Genomic DNA, 21,666 nt, shown 5'->3' with positions numbered 1-21,666 from the left:
CTTTTAGTTTCTTAATGGTTTACCAGTTTTTAACATGTGTTGAATACGCTCTAATGTTTTGCGCTCTGTACATAAACTTAAAAAAGCTTCGCGTTCTAAGTTTAATAAATACTGTTCAGAAACTTTTGTTGGTTCTGATAAATCTCCACCAGCCATTACGTAGGCTAATTTATTTGCTATTTTCTGATCGTGTTCAGAAATAAATTTACTTGCTTGCATAGAGTCGGTAGCTACCATAAATGCACCCAATGCTTGTTTACCTAGTACTAACACATCTTTACGAGAAGTGGGTTGTGTGTATCCTGCTTCAGCCATTAAAACCGCATGTTTTTTAGCTTCTGCAATTTGACGATCTCTGTTTACAACAACAACATCTTTCCCTTTTTGTAATAAACCTAAGTCATAAGCTTCATAAGCAGAAGTACTAACTTTAGCCATACCAATGGTTAAGAAATACTCTTGCAATACATTTAACTGAACATCTCCTGTACGGAAAGTGTCTGATGCACGTAATGCCATTTCTTTTGAACCACCACCACCTGGGATAACACCAACTCCAAATTCTACTAATCCCATATAGGTTTCAGCAGCGGCAACCACTTTGTCAGCATGTAATGATAGTTCACATCCACCACCTAAAGCCATACCATGCGGAGCTGATATTGTAGGGATTGAAGAATAACGCATACGCATCATTGTATCTTGAAAATACTTGATAGCCATGTTTAATTCGTCATATTCTTGCTCTACAGCCATCATGAAAATCATTCCAATATTTGCTCCAACCGAGAAATTTGCACCTTGGTTACCAACAACTAATCCTTGAAAATCTTTTTCAGCTAAATCTACAGCTTTGTTTAATCCAGCTAAAACATCGCCACCAATAGTGTTCATTTTAGATTGGAATTCACAGTTTAAGATTCCGTTTCCTAAATCTTCAATAACAACACCTGAGTTTTTAAATACTTCATTTGTTTTACGAATATTATCTAAAATGATAAATGAATCTTGTCCTGGTTTTTTAGTTTGTGCTTTAGCAGCAACATCATAAAAGTAAGTTGCTCCGTTTTTAACTGTATAAAAAGAAGTTTCTCCTTTAGCTACCATTTCGGTAACCCAAGCAGCTGGTTCTTTTCCTTCAGCTTTCATTAGTTCGATACCTTTTTCTACACCTACAGCATCCCAAATTTCGAAAGGTCCATTTTCCCATCCGAAACCAGCTTTCATGGCATCGTCAATTTTATATAATTCGTCAGAAATTTCTGGAATTCTATTTTGAACATACGCAAACATTGCTGCGAAGTTTTTACGGTAAAATTCTCCCGCTTTATCTTTTCCGCCAACTAATACTTTAAATCGATCAATTGGTTTGTCAATAGTTTTAGTTAATTCTAAAGTAGCAAACTTTGCGCGTTTTTTAGAACGATATTCCATCGTGTCTAAATCTAACGTTAAGATTTCTTTTTTTCCTTCAGCATTTACTGATTTCTTGTAGAACCCTTGCTTAGTTTTACTTCCTAACCATTTGTTTTCCATCATGGTGTTGATGAAACCTGGTAATTTGAATAATTCGTGAGCTTCGTCGTTAGGACAGTTTTCGAAAATACCGTTGGCAACATGTACTAAAGTATCTAAACCTACAACATCAACAGTTCTAAAAGTTGCTGATTTTGGGCGACCAATTACCGGCCCTGTTAATTTATCTACCTCTTCAACAGTTAAACCTAATTCTTTTACTTGGTGAAATAAAGATTGGATTCCGAAAATTCCAATCCTGTTACCAATAAAAGCAGGAGTATCTTTAGCTAAAACTGAAGTTTTTCCTAAAAATTTTGAACCGTAATCCATTAAAAAGTCAGTAACTTCTTGTTTACAGTCTGGTCCTGGAACTACTTCAAATAATTTTAAATAACGAGGAGGGTTAAAAAAGTGAGTTACTGCAAAATGTTTTTGAAAATCTTCACTTCTTCCTTCGTTCATAAATTTGATAGGAATTCCTGAAGTGTTAGAAGAAATAATGGTACCTGGAGTACGGTGTTTTTCTAATTTTTCAAAAACGATTTTTTTAATATCTAATCGTTCAACAACAACTTCCATAATCCAATCAACATCGGCAACTTTTGCGATATCGTCTTCTAAATTACCCGTAGTAATTCTTTGGGCAAATTTTTTAGAATAAATAGGAGATGGCTTTGATTTTAAAGAAGCAGCTAAAGCGTCGTTAACCAAACGATTACGAACGGCTTTGTCTTCTAACGTAAGTCCTTTTGCTTTTTCTTTGTCGTTAAGTTCTCTTGGAACGATGTCTAATAATAAGACTTCAACGCCAATGTTTGCAAAATGACATGCAATACCGCTTCCCATAATTCCAGAACCGACGATTGCTACTTTTTTAATTCTTCTTGTCATTTGTTTATTGATTTGTTTTTATACAGCTTCTTTATCGGTATCACTATATACCATTTTGTCTGCAATAAGTTTGTTTATGGTTGTTGTTACTTTAAAGAAAGTTGCTAACTCATCTTCAGTAATAAAATTTCTTATTTTGTTGTTAAATTGATACACATGACCTTTTGAAACTTCACGCATTTCTTTACCATAATCGGTTAGTTTTATAATAACGCTTCTTCCATCAGTAGGGCTTTTTTCTCTACAAATTACTCCTTTATCTTCCATTGTTTTTAATAAGCGTGAAAGACTCGTCGGTTCCATTCCCATTAATGGGCCTAATGCAGTTGATGGTGTTCCGTTTTCATAATCAATATTCAATAAAACAAAAGCAGTAGCCATAGTACTATCATGCTTTGCAGCTTGCTCGTTGTACATTTTTGCAACAGCTTGCCAGGTGGCTCTTAATTGATGATCTATTGATTTATCTTTATCCATGTGAAGCCAAAGATATAAAAATTTATTATGCATGCATAGTAAATTTAAAAAAAGTTATGCATGCATAGTAAATTTAACATTCAATTAATATGTAACGTTTGTAGTAAAGTAGTTACTAATAAGTATAAAAATATGTAAGTTTGTCATTATCGATTTTTAAACAAGCTACAGTAAATCAACTACAAAGCCAATGAGTAATTTATTAGAAATTAATAGTATAGTAAAACGTTACGGAGATTATACTGCGTTAAATAACGTGTCAATGCAAATACCTAAAGGAAGTGTTTTTGGGCTTTTAGGGCCTAACGGAGCAGGTAAAACATCGTTAATTAGAATTATTAATCAAATTACAATGCCTGATAGTGGTACTATAATTTTAGATGGTGAAAAGTTGGCGCCTAATCATATTGAATATATTGGTTACTTACCTGAAGAAAGGGGGTTGTATAAATCGATGAAAGTTGGTGAGCAAGCTTTGTATTTAGCGCAATTAAAAGGGTTGAGTAAAGCGGAAGCTAAAAAACGATTAAAATATTGGTTTGATAAATTTGATATTGGTGCTTGGTGGAACAAAAAAATTGAAGAACTTTCTAAAGGAATGGCGCAAAAGGTTCAATTTATTGTTACCGTTTTACATCAGCCTAAATTATTGATTTTTGACGAACCTTTTTCAGGGTTTGATCCGATAAACGCACAATTAATAGCTAAAGAAATTTTACAACTTCGTGATGAAGGAGCTACGATTATTTTTTCTACACATCGTATGGAATCTGTAGAAGAAATGTGTGATTATATTGCATTGATTGATAAATCAAACAAAATATTAGATGGTAAACTAGAGGATGTTAAACGTGAGTTTAGAACCAATACTTTTCAAGTTGGGGTAAATACAGCTAATCCGAAAGAAGTAGCAGTAAAATTAAAAGAAAACTTTAAAGTGTTTCCTGCCGATTTTAAATTATTAAACGATGGTTTAAAATTAAATGTAGGACTAACCACAGGTAATTCAGCAAATGATTTGCTATCATTTTTAACAACACAAGGACAAGTACAGCATTTTGTAGAATTAATACCAAGTGCTAATGATATTTTTATTAAAGCAATAAATAAAAACAGCTAAAAAATGAGTAGATTAAAATTAATTATAGCACGAGAGTTTATTGCTAAGGTTAGAAATAAATCATTTATAGTTATGACTTTTTTAAGTCCGTTGTTAATGATTGGAATGGGGGCATTGGTGTTCTTTTTGATGAAAAAGAATGACGAAAAAGTAAAAAAAATAGTATATGTTGACGAGTCAGGATTATTTACAAAAGATGTTTTTAACGATTCTAAAACAATAAAGTATGAAAATTTTACAGCATTAGGAATTGAAGATTCTAAAAAAAAGGTGGAAGAAGGCGATTATTACGGAGCCTTATACATACCAAAACAAGATAGTTTAGAAATACTTGCCAATTCAATTGAGTTTTTCTCAAAAGATTCACCAAGTATGTCTATCATGGGAAATTTAGAAAGTAGAATTGATAAAAAGTTACGTAATGAAAAACTAACAAGTTTTGGAATAGATTTAGCGCATATCAAAGAGTCTAGAATTTCAGCAGATATAAAAATGTTTAATTTTTCTGGTGAAAAATCATCTAAATTAATCAACGGATTAAAGATTGGAGTAGGCGGTTTAGCAGGGTATTTGTTGATGATGTTTGTAATGATATACGGAACCTCAGTAATGCGAAGTGTTATTGAAGAAAAAACAAGTAGAATTATAGAGGTTATAGTATCGTCGGTAAAACCTTTTCAATTAATGTTAGGTAAAATTATAGGAAATGCATCCGCAGGATTGTTACAATTTTTTATCTGGGGAGTTTTATTTCTTATTTTTAGTTTAATTGCTTCTGCTGTTTTCGGAATTGACTTGGTAGAAATGCAAACCGCTAAAGTACCTGCCGAACAAATGGATGCAATGCAACAAGCAGCAGGTAATAAAGGTGAAATGTTAGTGCAAGAAATTTTTAAATTACCGTTATTAAAAATGTTTCTATTATTTATTTTCTATTTCTTGGGTGGGTACATGTTGTATAGTTCATTGTTTGCGGCCGTAGGTGCTGCGGTTGATAACGAAACCGATACACAGCAGTTTATGATGCCAATTATGTTGCCATTAATATTAGCGGTTTATGTTGGTTTTGCAACTGTAATAAATGACCCCCATGGTCCAGTATCTGTAATATTTTCATACATTCCATTTACCTCGCCAATTGTAATGTTAATGCGTGTTCCGTTTGGTGTTGCTTGGTGGGAAATAGCAATATCAATGTTATTATTATTACTTACTTTTATGGTAATAGTATGGTTAGCTGCAAAAATTTATCGTGTAGGTATTTTAATGTACGGTAAAAAACCTACTTATAAAGATTTATGGAAATGGATTCGATATAATGGATAAAAAATAACTAAATGAAAGATGTATTAAAGCAAATCAAAGTTTTTTTAAGCTATAAAATTCCCATAGGAGGAAAAGAAGTAGATATTACAATACAAACAGTTTTGTTATTAATATTAGCTTTTCTTGTAGTAAAATATTTATTAAGATATTTTAAAAAATTTGTAAAAAACAGATTAGAAGAAGAGGATAAAAACAAATTTAACACCATTTTTTCTTTTGCAAGTTGGTTGCTATATTTAATTGTTTTTTCAATCAGTTTATCATCGGCAGGTGTTAATTTAAGCGCAATATTAGTAGCATCATCAGCATTATTAATTGGTATTGGTTTAGCGTTGCAAACTTTTTTTCAAGATATTATTTCTGGGGTCTTTATTATTTTAGATAAAAGTGTCCATGTAGGCGATATTATTGAATTAGATGAAAAAGTAGGTAGAGTAGAAGAAATAAAGTTAAGAACAACACGTGCCGTAACAATTGATAACAAAGTGCTGGTAATTCCTAACCATAAATATTTAACCAATAGTTTATATAATTGGACACAAAATGGAACAACAACACGTGAAAGTGTAAAGGTTGGAGTGGCATACGGAAGCGATGTACAGTTGGTTAAGGAACTATTGTTAAAAGCCGCAAAAGAGCACGCTAAAGTTTTTCAACATCCCGCACCAACGGTAATCTTTGAGAATTTTGGAGATAGTGCTTTAGAGTTTAAACTCGTTTTTACATTAAATGATAGTTTTCAGGCGCAAATACCACAAAGTGATATCCGATTTAAAATAGATAAATTGTTTAGAGCGCATAATATTTCAATTCCTTTCCCACAAAGAGATATACATATTATAGATAAAAAAATATAATGGCTTGGTTATTGTATCGATAAAAAAAGCTAAAAATAATACACAATATAATGTCAAAAATATTAATAATTGAAGATGAAGCTGCAATTCGCAGAGTTTTAAAAAAAATTATTTCAGAAGAAAACGAAGCATATCAGTTAGAAGAGGCTGAAGATGGATTATTAGGAATTGAAATGATTAAAAGCAACGATTACGATTTGGTTTTATGTGATATTAAAATGCCAAAAATGGATGGGGTTGAAGTATTGGAAAAAGCTAAAAAAATAAAACCAGAGGTACCAATGGTTATGATTTCTGGTCATGGGGATTTAGATACTGCAGTGAACACTATGCGTTTAGGAGCTTTTGATTATATTTCAAAGCCACCAGATTTAAACCGATTGTTAAATACGGTTCGTAATGCGTTAGACAAAAAGGAGTTGGTTATTGAAAACAAACGCTTAAAAAAGAAAGTTAGCAAAAACTATGAGATGATTGGTAAGAGCGATGCGATTACTCACATCAAAGAAATTATTGAAAAAGTAGCAGCTACAGATGCTAGAGTTTTAATTACAGGGCCTAACGGAACTGGAAAAGAATTAGTAGCACATTGGCTACACGAAAAATCAGAAAGGGTAAAAGCATCTATGATTGAGGTAAATTGTGCAGCAATTCCGTCTGAATTAATAGAAAGCGAACTTTTTGGGCATGTAAAAGGTTCTTTTACAGGAGCAAATAAAGATAGGGCAGGTAAGTTTGAAGCTGCAAATGGCGGAACTATTTTTTTAGATGAAATAGGCGACATGAGTTTGTCGGCACAAGCAAAAGTATTGCGTGCTTTACAAGAAAATAAAATTCAACGAGTAGGATCAGATAAAGATATAAAAGTAAATGTTCGTATTGTAGCAGCTACAAATAAAGATTTAAAACAAGAAATAGCCGAAGGGCGCTTTCGTGAAGATTTATACCATCGTTTGGCAGTAATTTTAATAAAAGTACCGGCTTTAAATGATAGACGAGACGATATTCCTTTATTGGTAGATTTTTTTGCTGATAAAATTTCAAAAGAACAAGGAATGGCTAAAAAAATATTTTCAGAAAAAGCTATAAAACTATTACAAGCCTATGATTGGACAGGTAATATTCGTGAATTAAGAAACGTAGTTGAACGTTTACTTATTTTAGGTGAAAAAGAAATATCAGAGAATGATATAAAATTATTTGCAAGTAAATAAGGGTATTAAAGTCACGAATAAATAAAAACACCTAGAAGAATGTTTCAAAGATTCTTCTAGGTGTTTTTTAGTTAGAGAAAATTTTAGGATACATATAGTATATTATTTCATCATTTTTTTTGCAAAATTATAAACACCTAATTTACCAAGATTAGTAGCTAGTGTTTTTACCCAATTAACAATTGATAAATCTTCTTTTAACTGCTCTTTTATTAGTTTAATTTCCTCAACTGAAATATCACGTTTAAGACGTAGTTTTTTTAATTCGGTAGTTATTTCCTGACTGTTTTTATAGTGTTTTTTCATCATCAAAATATTTTTCAGATAAGCTTTTAATAACAAAGTTATCTATATGATTTCTTACTAAATATGCAATAAGTCCAAAAACAAAAAAAAGTAATGCAACCAAAATGTATCCTAAAAAAGGATTATTTAAATAGTTACCAATAACTGATGAGATTGCAACAGCTAAAAATATAAAAGCAATAAGTATAAAAATACCTATAATAGCAAAATTAAAAATCATGCTAAGAGAAGATGTTAAAACCTGAAAAATTTTTAGCTTATAATATTTTTCAGAATTTTTAATAAATTCCTCGCCTTTCTCGATCGCTTTTTCTGAGTTTGTGTGTAAAGATTTAAAAACAGACATTATTTAGTTTGTAATTTTTTATTCTTAGCTTTTAATGTTTTAAGGCGTAACTCTAGGTTAGAAATAACATCTTCAGCTTTATAACTAGCATCTGTAATAATAGTATCTAGTTTTTCTTCTAATGTATTGCTTTTTGCGTTTAAAGTATCAGATACATTGTTTTTTAAAGTTTCTGCTTTTGTAGCAACTTCATCTTTAATATGTGTAGCTTCTGTAACAATAGTGTCTTTTGCAGAAACAGCACCATCTGCTATTTTTTGCCTTGTTTTACTTCCTTTATCTGGTGCAAATAACACCCCAATTCCGGCACCAACAGCCATTCCTACTAATACTCCAAATATGTTTTTATTATCGCTCATTTTTTTTGTTTTTAGGTTAATAATTATTGATACTACAAAGATAACTTAGGAATAAAGTAAGCTTTAACTCATAAAATATTAATATTAACTCAATAGCTATTTTTACATTGTTTAATGCTTTTTCTTACTTATTTTTGATAAAAAAACAAGGTTTATGGCAGTTTTAGGAGGTATTATAAAAGGTGTTATTGATGTGGCAAACGCATTAGTAAGTAGTGATAATCATATAGAAAATCAAAAAAAAGTATTATCTGATTTATTAACTATAGCTAAAAACACACAGTTTGGTAAGCAGTATAAATTTGATGATATTTTAAATACAGATAAACATGTAGTTTCATTTGCTAAAGAAGTTCCTTATTTTGATTACGACGCAATGAATAAAGAGTGGTGGTATAAATTACATGAGGGACAAGAAAATGTAACATGGCCTGATAGTCCAGATTATTTTGCGCTAAGTTCAGGTACAACTGGTTCAGAAAGTAAGAGAATACCTGTTACAAACGAAATGTTAGAAGTGATAAGACAATCAGGAATTAAACAAGTATTGGCTCTTAAAAATTTCGACTTGCCGGTTGATTTTTTCGAGAAAGAAATTATGATGCTAGGTAGTTCTACGGATTTAAATCAACGAAAAGATGACAAAGAAGAAGGCGAAATAAGTGGTATAACCGCAAGTAATATTCCTTTCTGGTTTAAAAGCTATTATAAACCAGGGGAAGATATTGCTAAAATAAGTGATTGGGATACGCGGGTACAAAAAATTGCTGAAGATGCAAAAAAATGGGATATTGGTGCTTTAAGCGGAATTCCATCTTGGATAGAATTAATGCTTCAAAAAGTAATCGAACACCATAACCTAAATAATATTCATGAAATATGGCCTAATCTTAAGGTGTATACGTCAGGAGGTGTGGCCTTTGGTCCTTATGAAAAAAGTTTTAAAGCTTTATTAGGTAAAGAAGTAACTGTAATAGATACCTATTTAGCATCCGAAGGGTACATTGCAACACAAGTAAGACCAGAAACAGACGCAATGCAGTTAAATACAAATGAAGGTATTTATTTTGAGTTTGTTCCTTTTAAACCTGAATACATACTTTCAGATGGGGCGTTAAAAAATGATGCGCCTTCTATTACCTTAAAAGATGTAAAGTTAAATCAGGACTATGTTTTAATTATAAGTACGGTAAGTGGTTTATGGAGATATATAATAGGTGATACAATTGAATTTACTGATGTTGAAAGAGCAGAAATAAAAATTACAGGGCGAACTAAGTTTTTCTTAAATACAGTTGGTTCGCAACTGTCTGTTAATAAAATGGATGCAGGAATGAAGTATTTAGAAGAGCAGTTTAATACACAAATAACAGAATATACTATTTGTGCAAAACGACATAAAGACGATGAGTTTTATCATACTTGGTATATTGGAACAGATTTAAAAGAAGATGAACCGGTAGTTGCTGAAAAGTTAGATACATTTTTAAAAGAAGCAAATAAAAATTACAAAGTAGCTCGGAGTAAAGCTTTAGAAGGTGTAAAAGTAACTATAATACCAGCTGCTATTTTTCATAATTGGAGCGAAAGAAATAAGAAAAAAGGAGGTCAAGTAAAAATGGAAAGAGTTATGGGAAGTGAAAAGTTTGCAGAATGGGAAATATTTGTAAAAGAACAGCTAAACCTTTAAGGTTTTAGAGTAACATTATCACGATCGTTAACTAGTTGCATAATTTCCTCTGGCGATAAATAATAACGCTTCATTCTGTTTTTATAGGTTTGTGTTATATCGGCGTGATTTAAAATGAAGTTTTTGGTTCTCATAATATAGTCTTCCATTCCTTGTTTTACAGCAAAATGATCGGCTTTTCTTTCGGCATTAATAATGTGTTTTTCTAACAGTATATATTTAAAACCAAACCAAATTAGTTCAAGGTTGCTCATTTCTTCATAATCCATTATATGACCTAGTTCATGACCAATCCAACCTACAAAAACATCATAAGGAATGTCTCTTGTTTTTAATTCAGTGCCAGATATTTTAAATTTTTCACTAATAAAAATAACATAACGTCTATGTTTTTTTCCGAATAAAACGGTTAAAAACTCAGGTTGCGCTTGCATGGTCGATTTTTTAATGTTTTTTTTAAATTTAAAAGTAATAGGGGTGTTTTCTAAAGAAGGGAAGTAAGAAAGCGCTTTTGTAACTTTGGTAAAAATATTTTTTGGAATTGTTTTGTTTTTTAAATTGCTCATAGGTATTATTAAGTTCAATCAAAAATAGAAGAATAAGTGTAATTGAATTAACGGATATAAAATTATAATTAACTCTTTTAGATTTTTTCTACTAAGAATAAGAGTTTAGAATCGCATGATAGCTTAAAGTGATAATTGCAAGCTGAAAGTATAAGTAAAATTGATAAAGGAATAAAAAATTAGCATCAATTTTTTTTAATTCAAGATGATTTGCTTGGTATATTTGTACTTGTAAAACGAATATTAATAAATAAAAAATATAAAAAATGGCAACAGCAGTTGGTAAACAATTTCCAAATTTAAGTGTAGATGCAATGAACGAAATGGGAGACACGTTCAAAGTAAATGTATTAGAAGAGGCTAAAAATAATAAGAAAAAAGTATTGTTATTCTGGTACCCAAAAGATTTTACATTTGTATGTCCTACTGAATTACATGCTTTTCAAGCAGCTTTAGGTGAGTTTGAAAAAAGAAATACAATAGTAATCGGAGCTTCTTGTGATACTCCTGAAGTACATTTTGCATGGTTAAATCAGCCAAAAGATAACGGAGGAATTGAAGGTGTTACTTACCCTTTATTAGCAGATAGCAACCGTAATTTATCATCAATCTTAGGAATTTTAGATATTTCTGATGAGGTTTTTGACGAAGCTACACAAACAGTACAAGTTGTTGGAGATAATGTAACTTACAGAGCTACGTATTTAATTGACGAAGAAGGAACTGTTTTTCATGAAGGAATAAACCACATGCCAGTTGGTAGAAATGTAAATGAGTTTTTACGTTTAATTGATGCATATGCTCATGTTCAAAAAAATGGAGAAGTATGTCCTGCAAACTGGGAAGAAGGTAAAACAGCCATGAAACCAAATGCAAAAGGAACTGCTGAATATTTAGCATCTAACTAATAAAAACTAAGAAAGGAATCTGTTCGTGTAAAAATTGGGGGATTTAATTACACGAACCCCTTTCTAATAGCATAAAATTATGGTACAAGAATTAAATCAGGATAATTTAACTGAAATTATTTCAGAAAACACTAAAGTAGTTGTGCAATATTCGGCAACATGGTGTGGTAACTGCCGCATTATGAAACCAAAATTTAAGAAGTTGGCTACTGAAAACGAAAACACGGTTTTTGTTATTGCAGATGCAGAAAAGTTTCCTGAAAGCAGAAAACTAGCAGATGTAAGTAATTTACCAACTTTTGCAACTTTTGTTGACGGTAAATTTGTAAAGCAAACACAAACCAACAAGTTTGATGTATTAAAAGAATTAGTAAACGAAGTAGTATAACTTTTATCAAACTTGGTAAAGTAGATAAATTGTATTAAAAAGGTTTTAATTTAATTAAATCGAAAAAATAGTAAGATATTATGAAATTACCAGTTATAAAACACTTAACTTCATTTATTGAAGAAAATGACCAGGATTACGTACTAGAAACAATTGAAACATTAGAAGCTTTAACTGAAGTTTCGTCATTAAAAGATGAAGAATTAGATGTTATTGGTGAGTTAATTTCTAATATGTATGGCGCTATTGAAGTAGACAAAATGGTTAAAGATGGTACTCCTAAAAAAGAAGCACTAAATAATTTTATGAAACGTGTTTTAGGATCTATTGATAAATAGTTTTTAAGTGTTGAAAGATTAAAAAAAACCAAGTTTTTTAACTTGGTTTTTTTATATAAAAATATTATATTTTTGTATATATTTTTCCTTTCCTAGTTATGGTCTTTCTCTTTTTGCTAGACTCAATGTAGTTGTTTATTTTTTCTTTTGTTTTATCATTAATTTCTTTTTTTTGAATTCTTGTAGCTTTGGAGGAGTTATAATTTGTTAGTGTTCCCTTTTCTGAATTAAAAGACATTTTTGAAACCATACTTACCATGTTAGCATAATAATTATGATAAATTTTTATGTCATTAAAATCATTAACAATCTTAATCATTGTTGTTTTTGATTCATTAAACTCAAGTTGTATTTTTTTTGATTTAGGTAGTTTTAAGTTTATAGAAACAGTTTTTGAACCTAGCTTAAATTCAGGGAACTTAGTTAGCTTAGTATTTGTGTTTATAAATAATTTTTCAGCTTTTTTAGAAAAAGGTTTATTGTATTGTAAAATAATAATGTCTTTTTTTATTTGATTATTTTTTAAGCCAAATAAATAAAACTCTTTCTTTAATTCTTCATTAGGGATTAGTTTTAATTTATTTTGATCAGAAATTGAATAGTTTCCGTATATTTTCAAGTCAACATTCCCAAACATTGAGTAATAAAAAAAAGTAGTATTCTTTAGTAAATATAAACCAGAAGAAACTTCAAAGCCAGATAGGTTATAAAAACCTTCGGCTTCTTTATATTTGTTTTGAGCAAAGCTACTATTCAAAAATAGGACGAAAAATAATAGGTAGTATTTATTCATTAGTCAATTTTATAATATGTTTTTTGGAATTATTTTTCTAGTCCAAGTTTTTATACGTTTATAATTACTCACTTCAGAGTCTGGATTGTATTTTAATGTTGTTTCCCATGAATTTTCAGGTTTAAATTCTTCTTCCATACCTTTTAAAATACTCTTTGAAACTTTCTCAGAATTTACAATAACAATACATTCTGTATTTAGATTTGCGCTCCTAGGATCAAGGTTAAACGTACCTATAACAGTTGTTTTATTATCTATAACCATAGATTTTGCATGAAGACCAAAAATTGGTTTATGATTTAGTTTTTCTTGAAGCTCACCAGTCATTATTTTTGTGCGTTCAGCTGCATCCGGACGAAATTCAAATATTCTAATTCCTGTATTTAATAGTTTTTTTCTATCTGTTTGATAACTACTAAAGGCTTCTACATTATCTGTAGAGGCTAAACTATTAGTAAGAATTCTAATTTTTACACCTCTATCTATAGCTTCCTTAAATAGATTTTGGGCTAATTCAGTAGTAATTAAATAGGGTGTTTGTATATCTATAGATGATTTAGCTTTTTTAATTAAATTAATTAAAGCTGTTGTTGAAATTCCACCACCACCTAAACCATGTTTTCCATCATTTTTGCCAGGATTATCAGAAATAAATATTACATCATCTAGCCATATTAATTTACCTGACTCTTTAATAGAGTTAAATGTATTAGGTAAATTTTTAATTCGTTCTCTTATCTGTGGCCAAAAATTAGCAGGATTGCAGGCATATTCATGTAAATTATCAAACCTATCTTCCGATAAAATATTTTCTGACTTTTTTTCTATTATACTAGTAACATCTTTGCTGAGTGAACTATTCCAAAACTCATCAAAAGATTTATTAACTTCTTTAGTTTCTTTTCCTATTAATAAAATATCTCTATCTCTAAAATTATATTCATGATCGTAATCAAAATATTCATCAGCTATGTTACGACCTCCTGTAATTACAACTTTACCATCAACAATAAATGTTTTATTATGCATACGTTGGTTAGCAGATCTAAAATCTGTTGTAAATTTTCGAATTTTTTGAAAAATATTCTTTCCTAAATTAACACCAGGGTTATAAATTTTTACAGTAATGTTTTTATGAGAATTAAATGTAAGAATGTCCTCTATGTCTGAATCAACCATAATATCATCAACAATGATTCTAATTTTAACGCCACGATCAGCAGCTTTTATTAAATAATCACAAGCAATCAGACCTACATTATCGGTTGAGAAAATAAAGTATTGAATGTCTATGGTTTTTTCAGCATATTCAGTTAACCAAGCTCTGGCAATCATTGATCCGCTACCATCTTCTAAAACATAAACACCTGTTTTATTTTGCATAAGTTCAGTAAATTCATTGAGCTCGTTAGATAGTGTTATGCTATCGTTTCGATGAATACTTGAACAAAAGTCTGTTTTATTTTTTTTAGAAGATGTACTGCATGAAGCTACAATAAAAGCAATAATTATATAGCAAATATGGAAATTTAATATTAATTTAATTTGTGTTTTCATTTTTTTGTTTGACTAAGCAATAGTGATTTAGTTTTTTTTCTCTTTTTGTTCATTCATTTTTTTTACAAGCGCTTTTAAACGTTCTTTATTACGCTGCTTTTCTAGTTTTACTTTATTTTCTTTCTGTTTCATTAAACGAGTATGCTTCGCTTTATTAGCAGTGTTTTTTGCTTTTCCTTTTTTAGGCATTTTTATGTTGTTTTATAGCTAATAATCCTAAGAAAGTAAGTAGTCCGTTAAGAACTAAAACAAAGAAGCCAAAATCGAAATTTAATTGCGTTTTACTAAAAAGACTTATTAAGTAGGTGAAAATAGGAGAGATTATACAAATTATTGGAACTAAATTATCTTTAACTTTAAATTTGGTAAACAATCCGAAGGCATATAAACCTAATAAAGGACCATAGGTGTAACCTGCAAATTGAAATATTTTAGCAATTACACTAGCATCTGCAATAAAATATTTAAAAGCTAAAATAGTAGCTATTAATACAAATGAAAATAGAATATGTATTTTCTTACGAACCTTCTCTTTTTCTTGATTATCTTCTTTTTTATCAATTTCTAAAATATCAATACTAAATGATGTTGTTAAAGATGTTAAAGCACTATCAGCACTTGAATATGCGGCTGCTATTAATCCTAATAAAAAGAACAACGAAGTTGCTATACCTAAATCGCCACTCATAGCTATCATCGGAAATAATTGATCTTTATGCGCAGCAATACCATTTGTAGTAGCGTAATCGGTTAATAAAACTCCTAAAGCTAAAAAGAAAAAGTTTACAACAACTAAAACAAGCGTAAACCAAAACATGTTTTTTTGAGCGTCTTTTAAGTTACGACAAGTTAAGTTTTTTTGCATCATATCTTGATCTAAACCTGTCATTACAATAGCAATAAAAGCTCCAGAAAAAAATCGATTCCAAAAATAATTTCCAGATTTCCAATCCTCAAAAAAGAACATTTTAGAAAGTTTGTTTTCGGTGATGTATGATGATAAACTGTCTATTTGCATTTCATCTTTAATCATAACAATACATACACCAACTGCAATTAACATAAATAAGGTTTGTAAAGTATCTGTCCAAACAATAGTTTTTATTCCTCCTTTAAAAGTGTACAACCAAATTAGTAAAATGGTAATAGTTACGGTAACCCAAAATGGAATTCCGTATGCATCAAACAGTATTAATTGTAACACATTAGCAACTAAAAATAAACGAAATGCAGCACCAATAGTTCTTGATAATAAGAAAAATGACGCTCCGGTTTTATACGAAAATCTACCAAAACGATCTTCTAAGTAAGTATAAATTGATGTAAGGTTTAATCGATAGTAAAGAGGCAGTAAAATTAATCCGATTACTGCATATCCAACTACATAACCCAACACCATTTGCATGTAGCTCATTTGTTGTCCTTCTACCCAACCAGGCACCGAAATAAAGGTAACTCCAGATAATGAAGCGCCAATCATACCAAAGGCAACTAAATACCAAGGAGAAGAATTGTCAGCTTTAAAAAAGGTGTTGTTGTTTGCTGATTTACCAGTGATGTAAGAAATAAGAATTAATACACCAAAATAGGTAAGAATAAGTAGTAGTATATGTAGTGGTTGCATACAGTTTAATTATGAATTACGAATGTACTAATTTGTAATTATAAATTAAATGCAAAGGGTTTAATAAATGTAAAGAGCAGAACATAAAGATAATGTTCTGCTCTTTTTGTATCATAATTCTATTTCTACGTGTCATTCCAAATTTATTTCGGAATCTCATCACTCAATAAATTATTTATTTCCAATGAGAACCTTAAACAAGTTTAGGTTGACGAACATCTTTTATGATTAATTAAAAATGTTAAATTTCAATAATAACGTCCGCTATATTTTTACGAACCTTTTTCAAATCTTTCATATAATCATCTTCCGCTCTAAAACCAACAGGTAATACTAAAACAGATGTTAAGTTATGTTGATCTAATTCTAAAATTTCATCATATTTTTCAGGAATAAATCCTTCCATAGGGCACGAATCTATTTGTTCGTTTGCAGCAACTGTCATTAAATTACCTAAAGCGATATATGCTTGATTTTTATTCCAAACCTTTAATTCTTCTGACGATTTACTTCCGATAGACGAAGTAAGCATTTCTTTAAAAGGATTTAAAATTTCATCAGGAGTATTTCTAGTAGCTTTTACTAATGAGAAATAATTATCAACATCTTTTGTGCCGTATTCTTTAGGAATACATAAAACTAATACATGTGAAGCTTGTAATACTTGTGGTTGATTCCAAGAATGTTCAACTAATTTTTGTTGAATTTCTTTATTTTTAATAACCACCATTTTAACAGGTTGTAATCCGTAAGAAGTAGCAGTTAAATTAAAAGCTTCTTTTAATGTATTTATTTGTGTTTCTGAGAGTGATTTATTTTCGTCGAATTTTTTAACAGCATAACGCCATTGTAAACTTTCTATACTATTCATATAATTTAATATTATTTATAAAGCAAAACTACAATTGCTTTTAAGAAAAATTAATGTTTAACTATTTTAAAAACTTATGGTAACAAATTTAATTGTTATAGTTGTCTATAACTTTAATAAAATTCTCTGGTTCTGGTCGTACTCGGTAATTATCGGTTAAATCAGCAAAAATAATTTTATTGTTTTTATCGGTAATAAGAACAGTTGGTAAAATAACATCAGCGTCATAACCAAAAACTTGAAAACCTGCGGGTAATCCGTTTTTATGAAGAATACCAAGTTGTTTCGCAACAATGTTATCGTTGTCTACTAAAAAATGAAAAGGAACTTTATGTTTTTTTGCCAAATTTTCAGTGAATTTGTGAGGTTGAGAACTTATCAAAACCATATTGGTATTTCTTTTTTCTAATTCCTTATACTGATTTACAACTTCTTGTATTTGAGCCATGCAAAGCGGACACCAATTACCGCGGTAAAAAATGAATATATTAAAATTTCCAGATAAATTATCTATTGAGATATCTTCTTCTTGGCTATTCTTAAGAGTAAAATTAGGAAGTGTTTTTCCAACATCTAAAATTGAGGTATTTCTAAAATTAAAAGAAGAATACCAAGTTAAATATGCTAACCAACCTAAAGTTAAAATTACCGCTATAAGAAGCGATTTTTGTTCGAAATTAAAAAGATTTAAAACAAAACCGATAACTATAAAAGTTGAGTAGAATTGTAAATTTTTCGTTGTTCTAGCTACTGGTTTTATAAATAACATCGAAAAGAAAACAATAACAGTAAGAGATGAAATTAAGAGTCCTATTTCATTGATATTAAAATCAATATTTATAATTGTTTTTATAAAAATAATTAAAGAAAAAACGGGAAACCCGCTGATAAAAAGTGATTTGTAAATATTTTTCATATCTTGATAGTCGTAAAATAATTGCTAATTTACGGTTATGAAAGAAGAATTTCTACATTTTATGTGGCAATACAAATTGTTTGATGCAAATAATTTGAAATCTGAATTAAATGAAACTATTCAGATAGTTAAAGCTGGTGTTCGTAATACAAATGCTGGCCCTGATTTTTTAAATGCTCAGTTAAAAATAAACGATCAATTATGGGTTGGTAATATTGAAATTCATATTAATTCTTCCGATTGGTATGCGCATAAACACGAACAAGATGAGAATTATGATGCTGTAATTTTGCATATAGTTTGGCGGCACGATTGTGAAGTATTTATGAAAAATAATAAACCTATGCCAACGCTTCAGTTAAAGAGTTTAGTTAATGAAGATTTATTGGGTAATTATCAAAATTTATTTTCTAAAACATTACGTTGGATTCCTTGTGAAAAGGAGATAGTTAATGTTGATTCATTTTTAATGAGTAATTGGTTAGAGCGATTGTACCTAGAACGGTTAGAAAATAAATCAGTTTTAATAAAAGAATTATTATCGCGCTCAAATAATGATTATGAAGCTGTATTATTTCAATTATTAGCTAAAAATTTTGGGTTAAAAATTAATGGAGACGCTTTTTTACAATTAGTGCAATCGTTTAGTTTTTCTACGCTAAGAAAAGTTTGCTTTAACGAACAGGAGCTTTCTGCTTTATTATTTGGTCAAGCAGGTTTTTTAGAAAAGGATGTTGAAAATGAATACTTCATTCAATTAAAAAAAGAGTATAATTACTTAAAGCATAAACATAATCTAGAACCCATTGCAAATAATTTATTTCAGTTTTTTAGAATGCGCCCCACAAATTTTCCAACCATTCGAATTGCTCAATTAGTGGCATTGTTTCATAAACATCAAAATTTGTTTTCTAAATTAATGCAATTAAATAAAATAGAAGATTTTTATAAGTTATTTTCAGTTGAAGTAAATGATTTTTGGAAAGAACATTATACGTTTGAGACCGGATCAAAAAAAACATTGAAAAAACTCACAAAATCATTTGTTGATTTATTATTGATAAATACCATTATACCGTTACAATTTGTATACAAACAAAGTAAGGGAGAAGAAGTTAATGAAGAAGACTTTTTTAAATTAATTAAGCAAATTAAACCAGAAAAGAATTCAATTATTAACAAATTTTCAGATTTAAAAATTGATGTAACCAGCGCTTTTGATAGTCAAGCGTTATTAGAACTTAAAAATAATTATTGCGCAGAAAAACATTGTTTACAGTGTGCGATAGGTAATCATTTGTTGAGAGCATAAATTTAACTATTTTTGTGTATAAATTACACATATATATGAGTGAGCAAGCCATAAAATTATCAGTAGATGCAGTTGTTTTTGGTTATGAAGCAGGTGTTATATCAATATTACTTATTAAAAGAAAATACGAACCTTTTAAGGGTAAATGGGCAATACCTGGCGGTTTTGTTTTAAATACAGAATCATTAGAAGAAGCTGTGGAGAGAGAACTTAAAGAAGAAACAGGAGTAAAGATTAATTATTTAGAGCAGTTGTATACATTTGGATTACCAGATAGAGATCCTAGAGGAAGAGTAGTATCTGTTGCTTACTTTGGATTAGTACGCCCTAATGAATTTAGAGTACAGGCATCAACTGACGCTGAACAAGCAGAGTGGTTTAATATTGACGAATTACCAGATTTATCTTTTGATCATAAAGAAATACTGAAAGCTGCTATAGAAAGATTACAAGGGAAAATTACTTATGAGCCTTTAGGTTTTGAATTACTTGATGCAAAGTTTCCGTTTTCAGATTTAGAAAAATTATACACAACCCTTTTAGGAAGAGCTGTTGATAGAAGAAATTTTAGGAAGAAGATTATTGGTTTAAATGTACTTGACGAGCTTGACGAAAAAGTGTCAAAAGGCTCTGGTAGACCTGCAAACTTATTCCAGTTTAATAAAAAAAGATACTTTCAACTTAAAAAAGAAGGGATTATTTTCGAGGTTTAATCACTTGTTTATAGTGGTTTATGTTATTTGTGTAAAAATAACGCAAATAAAACTAGTTTAAGATTAAAATACATTATATATTTGTGTTGTAATAACGCAAATTAAAACATTATTTCTATGAATGGATTATTATTAACCGACGGTTATAAAACAGGACACCACCAACAATACCCAAAAGGAACAGAAGAAGTTTATTCTAATTGGACACCAAGAAGTAATAAATATGCACCTAAAGGGTGTGATAAAGTAGTTTCTTTCGGGCAGCAATATGTTATTAAATGGTTACACGATTATTTTAACGACAATTTTTTTTCGAAAAATAAAGAAGAAGTTTGTAACGAAATCAAAGAAGAACTTTCTTTATATCTAGGAGCTGAATATGATGTAACTCATTACGAACAATTACATGATTTACAATATTTACCAATACAAGTTAAATCATTACCAGAAGGCGTAGAGGTACCAATTAGAGTACCTATGCTTACTGTTGTAAATACACATAAAGATTTTTATTGGATTACTAATTTTTTAGAAACCATATTATCTACCATGCTATGGCAACCAATGACATCGGCTACAATAGCAATTTTATATAAACGAATCTTTAAAAAGTGGGCATTATTAACCGATAGCGAAAATGTTGCTTTTATTGATTTTCAAGGACACGATTTTTCTATGAGAGGAATGGGAGGTTTACAAAGTGCCTTATCTTCAGGTATGGGACATGCAAGTGTTTTTATGGGGTCAGACACGCTTCCTGTTATTAGTGGATTGCGTAAATATTACAATGCAAAAGGATTTGTAGTTGGATCTGTAAATGCAACAGAACATTCTGTAATGTGTGCTGGAACAAAAGATGATGAAATAGGTACATTTAGAGCATTAATGAATACGTATCCAACAGGAATATTATCTGTAGTAAGTGATACTTGGGATTTATGGAAAGTGCTTACTGATTATTTACCAAAATTAAAAGAAGAGGTTTTATCTAGAGATGGTAAATTGGTAATAAGACCTGATAGTGGAGATCCAGTAGACATTATTTGTGGAGAGAATCAAAGTATAAACGGAACAACACCACAAGAAAAAGGAGTAGTAGAATTACTTTGGGATATTTTTGGAGGTACTATAAATAAAGAAGGTTTTAAAGTTTTAGATGCGCATATTGGTGCTATTTATGGAGATAGTATAACCACAGAAAGAGCTGAACAAATATGTAAAAGATTACACGATAAAGGGTTTGCATCAACAAATGTTGTTTTGGGTATTGGTTCTTTTACATACCAATTTAACACAAGAGATACTTTTGGATTTGCAATGAAAGCAACATCTGTTGTTGTTAATGGTGAACGAAGAGAAATTTTTAAAGACCCAATTACAGATGACGGAATAAAGAAATCGGCAAAAGGATTGGTAAAAGTAGATTTGGTTGATAATGAATATGTTTTAATAGATCAAGCTTCTGTTGAAGAGGAGGAGCAAGGTGAGTTACAAATCATATATAAAGACGGTGCCTTTTTAAATGAGGTAACATTACAAGATGTTAGAGGACGTATAAATGAAAGTGTATAAAATT

At 29.9% G+C, this 21,666-nt stretch carries 23 protein-coding genes; 11 read left to right on the top strand and 12 right to left on the bottom strand.

Going from position 1 to position 21,666, the window contains the following annotated elements; all coding sequences use genetic code 11:
* Positions 1 to 3: 3 nt before the first annotated feature.
* Together BA195_RS08920 and BA195_RS08915 are read right to left on the bottom strand one after the other, a co-directional pair.
* Complete coding sequence (locus tag BA195_RS08920; RefSeq protein ID WP_068704593.1) at positions 4 to 2,409, bottom strand: 3-hydroxyacyl-CoA dehydrogenase/enoyl-CoA hydratase family protein; 2,406 nt, start codon at positions 2,407 to 2,409, stop codon at positions 4 to 6.
* 18 nt (positions 2,410 to 2,427) lie between these two features.
* On the bottom strand, positions 2,428 to 2,886 hold the full coding sequence (locus tag BA195_RS08915) for a MarR family winged helix-turn-helix transcriptional regulator (RefSeq protein ID WP_068704592.1): 459 nt from the start codon (positions 2,884 to 2,886) through the stop codon (positions 2,428 to 2,430).
* Between the two features lie 190 nt (positions 2,887 to 3,076).
* On the opposite strand from BA195_RS08915, the gene BA195_RS08910 reads away from it, so the two are divergent.
* Genes BA195_RS08910 through BA195_RS08895 form a run of 4 tightly spaced genes read left to right on the top strand, consistent with a single transcriptional unit; the run spans position 3,077 to position 7,403 of the window.
* Positions 3,077 to 4,006, top strand: coding sequence for an ABC transporter ATP-binding protein (locus tag BA195_RS08910; RefSeq protein ID WP_068704590.1), 930 nt, complete (start codon positions 3,077 to 3,079; stop codon positions 4,004 to 4,006).
* A 3-nt stretch (positions 4,007 to 4,009) separates the two neighbouring features.
* Positions 4,010 to 5,332 (top strand): ABC transporter permease, encoded by a 1,323-nt coding sequence (locus tag BA195_RS08905; RefSeq protein ID WP_068704588.1) that lies wholly within the window; start codon positions 4,010 to 4,012, stop codon positions 5,330 to 5,332.
* 11 nt (positions 5,333 to 5,343) lie between these two features.
* On the top strand, positions 5,344 to 6,189 hold the full coding sequence (locus tag BA195_RS08900) for a mechanosensitive ion channel family protein (RefSeq protein ID WP_068704586.1): 846 nt from the start codon (positions 5,344 to 5,346) through the stop codon (positions 6,187 to 6,189).
* A gap of 50 nt (positions 6,190 to 6,239) precedes the next feature.
* On the top strand, positions 6,240 to 7,403 hold the full coding sequence (locus tag BA195_RS08895; RefSeq protein ID WP_068704584.1) for a sigma-54-dependent transcriptional regulator: 1,164 nt from the start codon (positions 6,240 to 6,242) through the stop codon (positions 7,401 to 7,403).
* Between the two features lie 102 nt (positions 7,404 to 7,505).
* Here BA195_RS08895 and BA195_RS08890 read toward each other — a convergent pair whose 3' ends face one another.
* From BA195_RS08890 to BA195_RS08880, 3 genes are read right to left on the bottom strand one after another with little or no spacing between them, the layout of a single operon-like run.
* Positions 7,506 to 7,712: a hypothetical protein gene (locus BA195_RS08890; RefSeq protein ID WP_141677679.1), complete on the bottom strand. Its 207-nt coding sequence runs from the start codon at positions 7,710 to 7,712 to the stop codon at positions 7,506 to 7,508.
* The gene (locus tag BA195_RS08885) at positions 7,693 to 8,055 is read right to left on the bottom strand and encodes a phage holin family protein (protein WP_068704579.1); all 363 of its coding nucleotides are present in this window, start codon (positions 8,053 to 8,055) and stop codon (positions 7,693 to 7,695) included. The genes BA195_RS08890 and BA195_RS08885 overlap by 20 nt, the downstream gene beginning before the upstream one ends.
* The gene (locus tag BA195_RS08880; RefSeq protein WP_068704577.1) at positions 8,055 to 8,414 is read right to left on the bottom strand and encodes a YtxH domain-containing protein; all 360 of its coding nucleotides are present in this window, start codon (positions 8,412 to 8,414) and stop codon (positions 8,055 to 8,057) included. The genes BA195_RS08885 and BA195_RS08880 overlap by 1 nt, the downstream gene beginning before the upstream one ends.
* 154 nt (positions 8,415 to 8,568) lie before the next feature.
* Here BA195_RS08880 and BA195_RS08875 point away from each other — a divergent pair, with 154 nt between their 5' ends.
* Positions 8,569 to 10,104, top strand: a complete 1,536-nt coding sequence (locus tag BA195_RS08875; RefSeq protein ID WP_068704575.1) for a GH3 family acyl-acid amido synthetase — start codon at positions 8,569 to 8,571, stop codon at positions 10,102 to 10,104.
* Here BA195_RS08875 and BA195_RS08870 read toward each other — a convergent pair.
* Positions 10,101 to 10,670, bottom strand: coding sequence for a hypothetical protein (locus BA195_RS08870; protein WP_068704573.1), 570 nt, complete (start codon positions 10,668 to 10,670; stop codon positions 10,101 to 10,103). The two genes, BA195_RS08875 and BA195_RS08870, sit on opposite strands and share 4 nt — an antisense overlap.
* A 266-nt stretch (positions 10,671 to 10,936) precedes the next feature.
* Between BA195_RS08870 and BA195_RS08865 the strand changes: the two genes are divergently transcribed.
* The 3 genes from BA195_RS08865 to BA195_RS08855 all read left to right on the top strand — a co-directional run bounded on the left by BA195_RS08865 (position 10,937) and on the right by BA195_RS08855 (position 12,304).
* Complete coding sequence (locus tag BA195_RS08865; RefSeq protein WP_068704571.1) at positions 10,937 to 11,578, top strand: peroxiredoxin; 642 nt, start codon at positions 10,937 to 10,939, stop codon at positions 11,576 to 11,578.
* Positions 11,579 to 11,657: 79 nt separating this feature from the next.
* Entirely contained in the window at positions 11,658 to 11,966 is a 309-nt protein-coding gene (locus tag BA195_RS08860; protein ID WP_068704569.1) for a thioredoxin family protein, read from the top strand.
* 80 nt (positions 11,967 to 12,046) lie between these two features.
* Complete coding sequence (locus tag BA195_RS08855; RefSeq protein WP_068704567.1) at positions 12,047 to 12,304, top strand: DUF6952 family protein; 258 nt, start codon at positions 12,047 to 12,049, stop codon at positions 12,302 to 12,304.
* 64 nt (positions 12,305 to 12,368) lie between these two features.
* Here the strand turns inward: BA195_RS08855 and BA195_RS08850 are convergent, their stop codons facing one another.
* The 6 genes from BA195_RS08850 to BA195_RS08830 form a co-directional block, all read right to left on the bottom strand.
* The gene (locus tag BA195_RS08850; RefSeq protein ID WP_141677678.1) at positions 12,369 to 13,097 is read right to left on the bottom strand and encodes a hypothetical protein; all 729 of its coding nucleotides are present in this window, start codon (positions 13,095 to 13,097) and stop codon (positions 12,369 to 12,371) included.
* Positions 13,098 to 13,106: 9 nt separating this feature from the next.
* On the bottom strand, positions 13,107 to 14,654 hold the full coding sequence (locus BA195_RS08845; RefSeq protein WP_068704563.1) for a phospholipase D family protein: 1,548 nt from the start codon (positions 14,652 to 14,654) through the stop codon (positions 13,107 to 13,109).
* A gap of 27 nt (positions 14,655 to 14,681) precedes the next feature.
* Positions 14,682 to 14,843, bottom strand: a complete 162-nt coding sequence (locus BA195_RS14405; protein WP_176714977.1) for a hypothetical protein — start codon at positions 14,841 to 14,843, stop codon at positions 14,682 to 14,684.
* The gene (locus tag BA195_RS08840; RefSeq protein ID WP_068704561.1) at positions 14,836 to 16,278 is read right to left on the bottom strand and encodes a sodium:solute symporter; all 1,443 of its coding nucleotides are present in this window, start codon (positions 16,276 to 16,278) and stop codon (positions 14,836 to 14,838) included. The genes BA195_RS14405 and BA195_RS08840 overlap by 8 nt, the downstream gene beginning before the upstream one ends.
* Before the next feature lie 241 nt (positions 16,279 to 16,519).
* Positions 16,520 to 17,149 carry an NAD(P)H-dependent oxidoreductase gene (locus BA195_RS08835; protein WP_068704559.1) on the bottom strand — a complete coding sequence of 210 codons (630 nt, stop codon included), beginning with the start codon at positions 17,147 to 17,149 and terminating at the stop codon, positions 16,520 to 16,522.
* An 88-nt stretch (positions 17,150 to 17,237) separates the two neighbouring features.
* Positions 17,238 to 18,065, bottom strand: coding sequence for a peroxiredoxin family protein (locus BA195_RS08830; protein WP_068704557.1), 828 nt, complete (start codon positions 18,063 to 18,065; stop codon positions 17,238 to 17,240).
* A gap of 37 nt (positions 18,066 to 18,102) precedes the next feature.
* On the opposite strand from BA195_RS08830, the gene BA195_RS08825 reads away from it, so the two are divergent.
* The 3 genes from BA195_RS08825 to BA195_RS08815 all read left to right on the top strand — a co-directional run bounded on the left by BA195_RS08825 (position 18,103) and on the right by BA195_RS08815 (position 21,662).
* Positions 18,103 to 19,377, top strand: a complete 1,275-nt coding sequence (locus BA195_RS08825; RefSeq protein ID WP_068704555.1) for a DUF2851 family protein — start codon at positions 18,103 to 18,105, stop codon at positions 19,375 to 19,377.
* A gap of 35 nt (positions 19,378 to 19,412) precedes the next feature.
* Positions 19,413 to 20,090, top strand: a complete 678-nt coding sequence (locus BA195_RS08820) for an NUDIX hydrolase (protein ID WP_068704553.1) — start codon at positions 19,413 to 19,415, stop codon at positions 20,088 to 20,090.
* A gap of 117 nt (positions 20,091 to 20,207) precedes the next feature.
* Positions 20,208 to 21,662: a nicotinate phosphoribosyltransferase gene (locus BA195_RS08815; RefSeq protein WP_068704551.1), complete on the top strand. Its 1,455-nt coding sequence runs from the start codon at positions 20,208 to 20,210 to the stop codon at positions 21,660 to 21,662.
* The last annotated feature ends 4 nt before the right edge of the window (positions 21,663 to 21,666 follow it).

The sequence above is a fragment of the Tenacibaculum soleae genome, from assembly GCF_001693415.1.
In the GTDB taxonomy this organism is placed as follows: Bacteria; Bacteroidota; Bacteroidia; order Flavobacteriales; family Flavobacteriaceae; genus Polaribacter; species Polaribacter soleae.
Note: the sequence above shows the minus strand (reverse complement) of the source record. Positions and strands in the feature narration are given on the sequence as shown.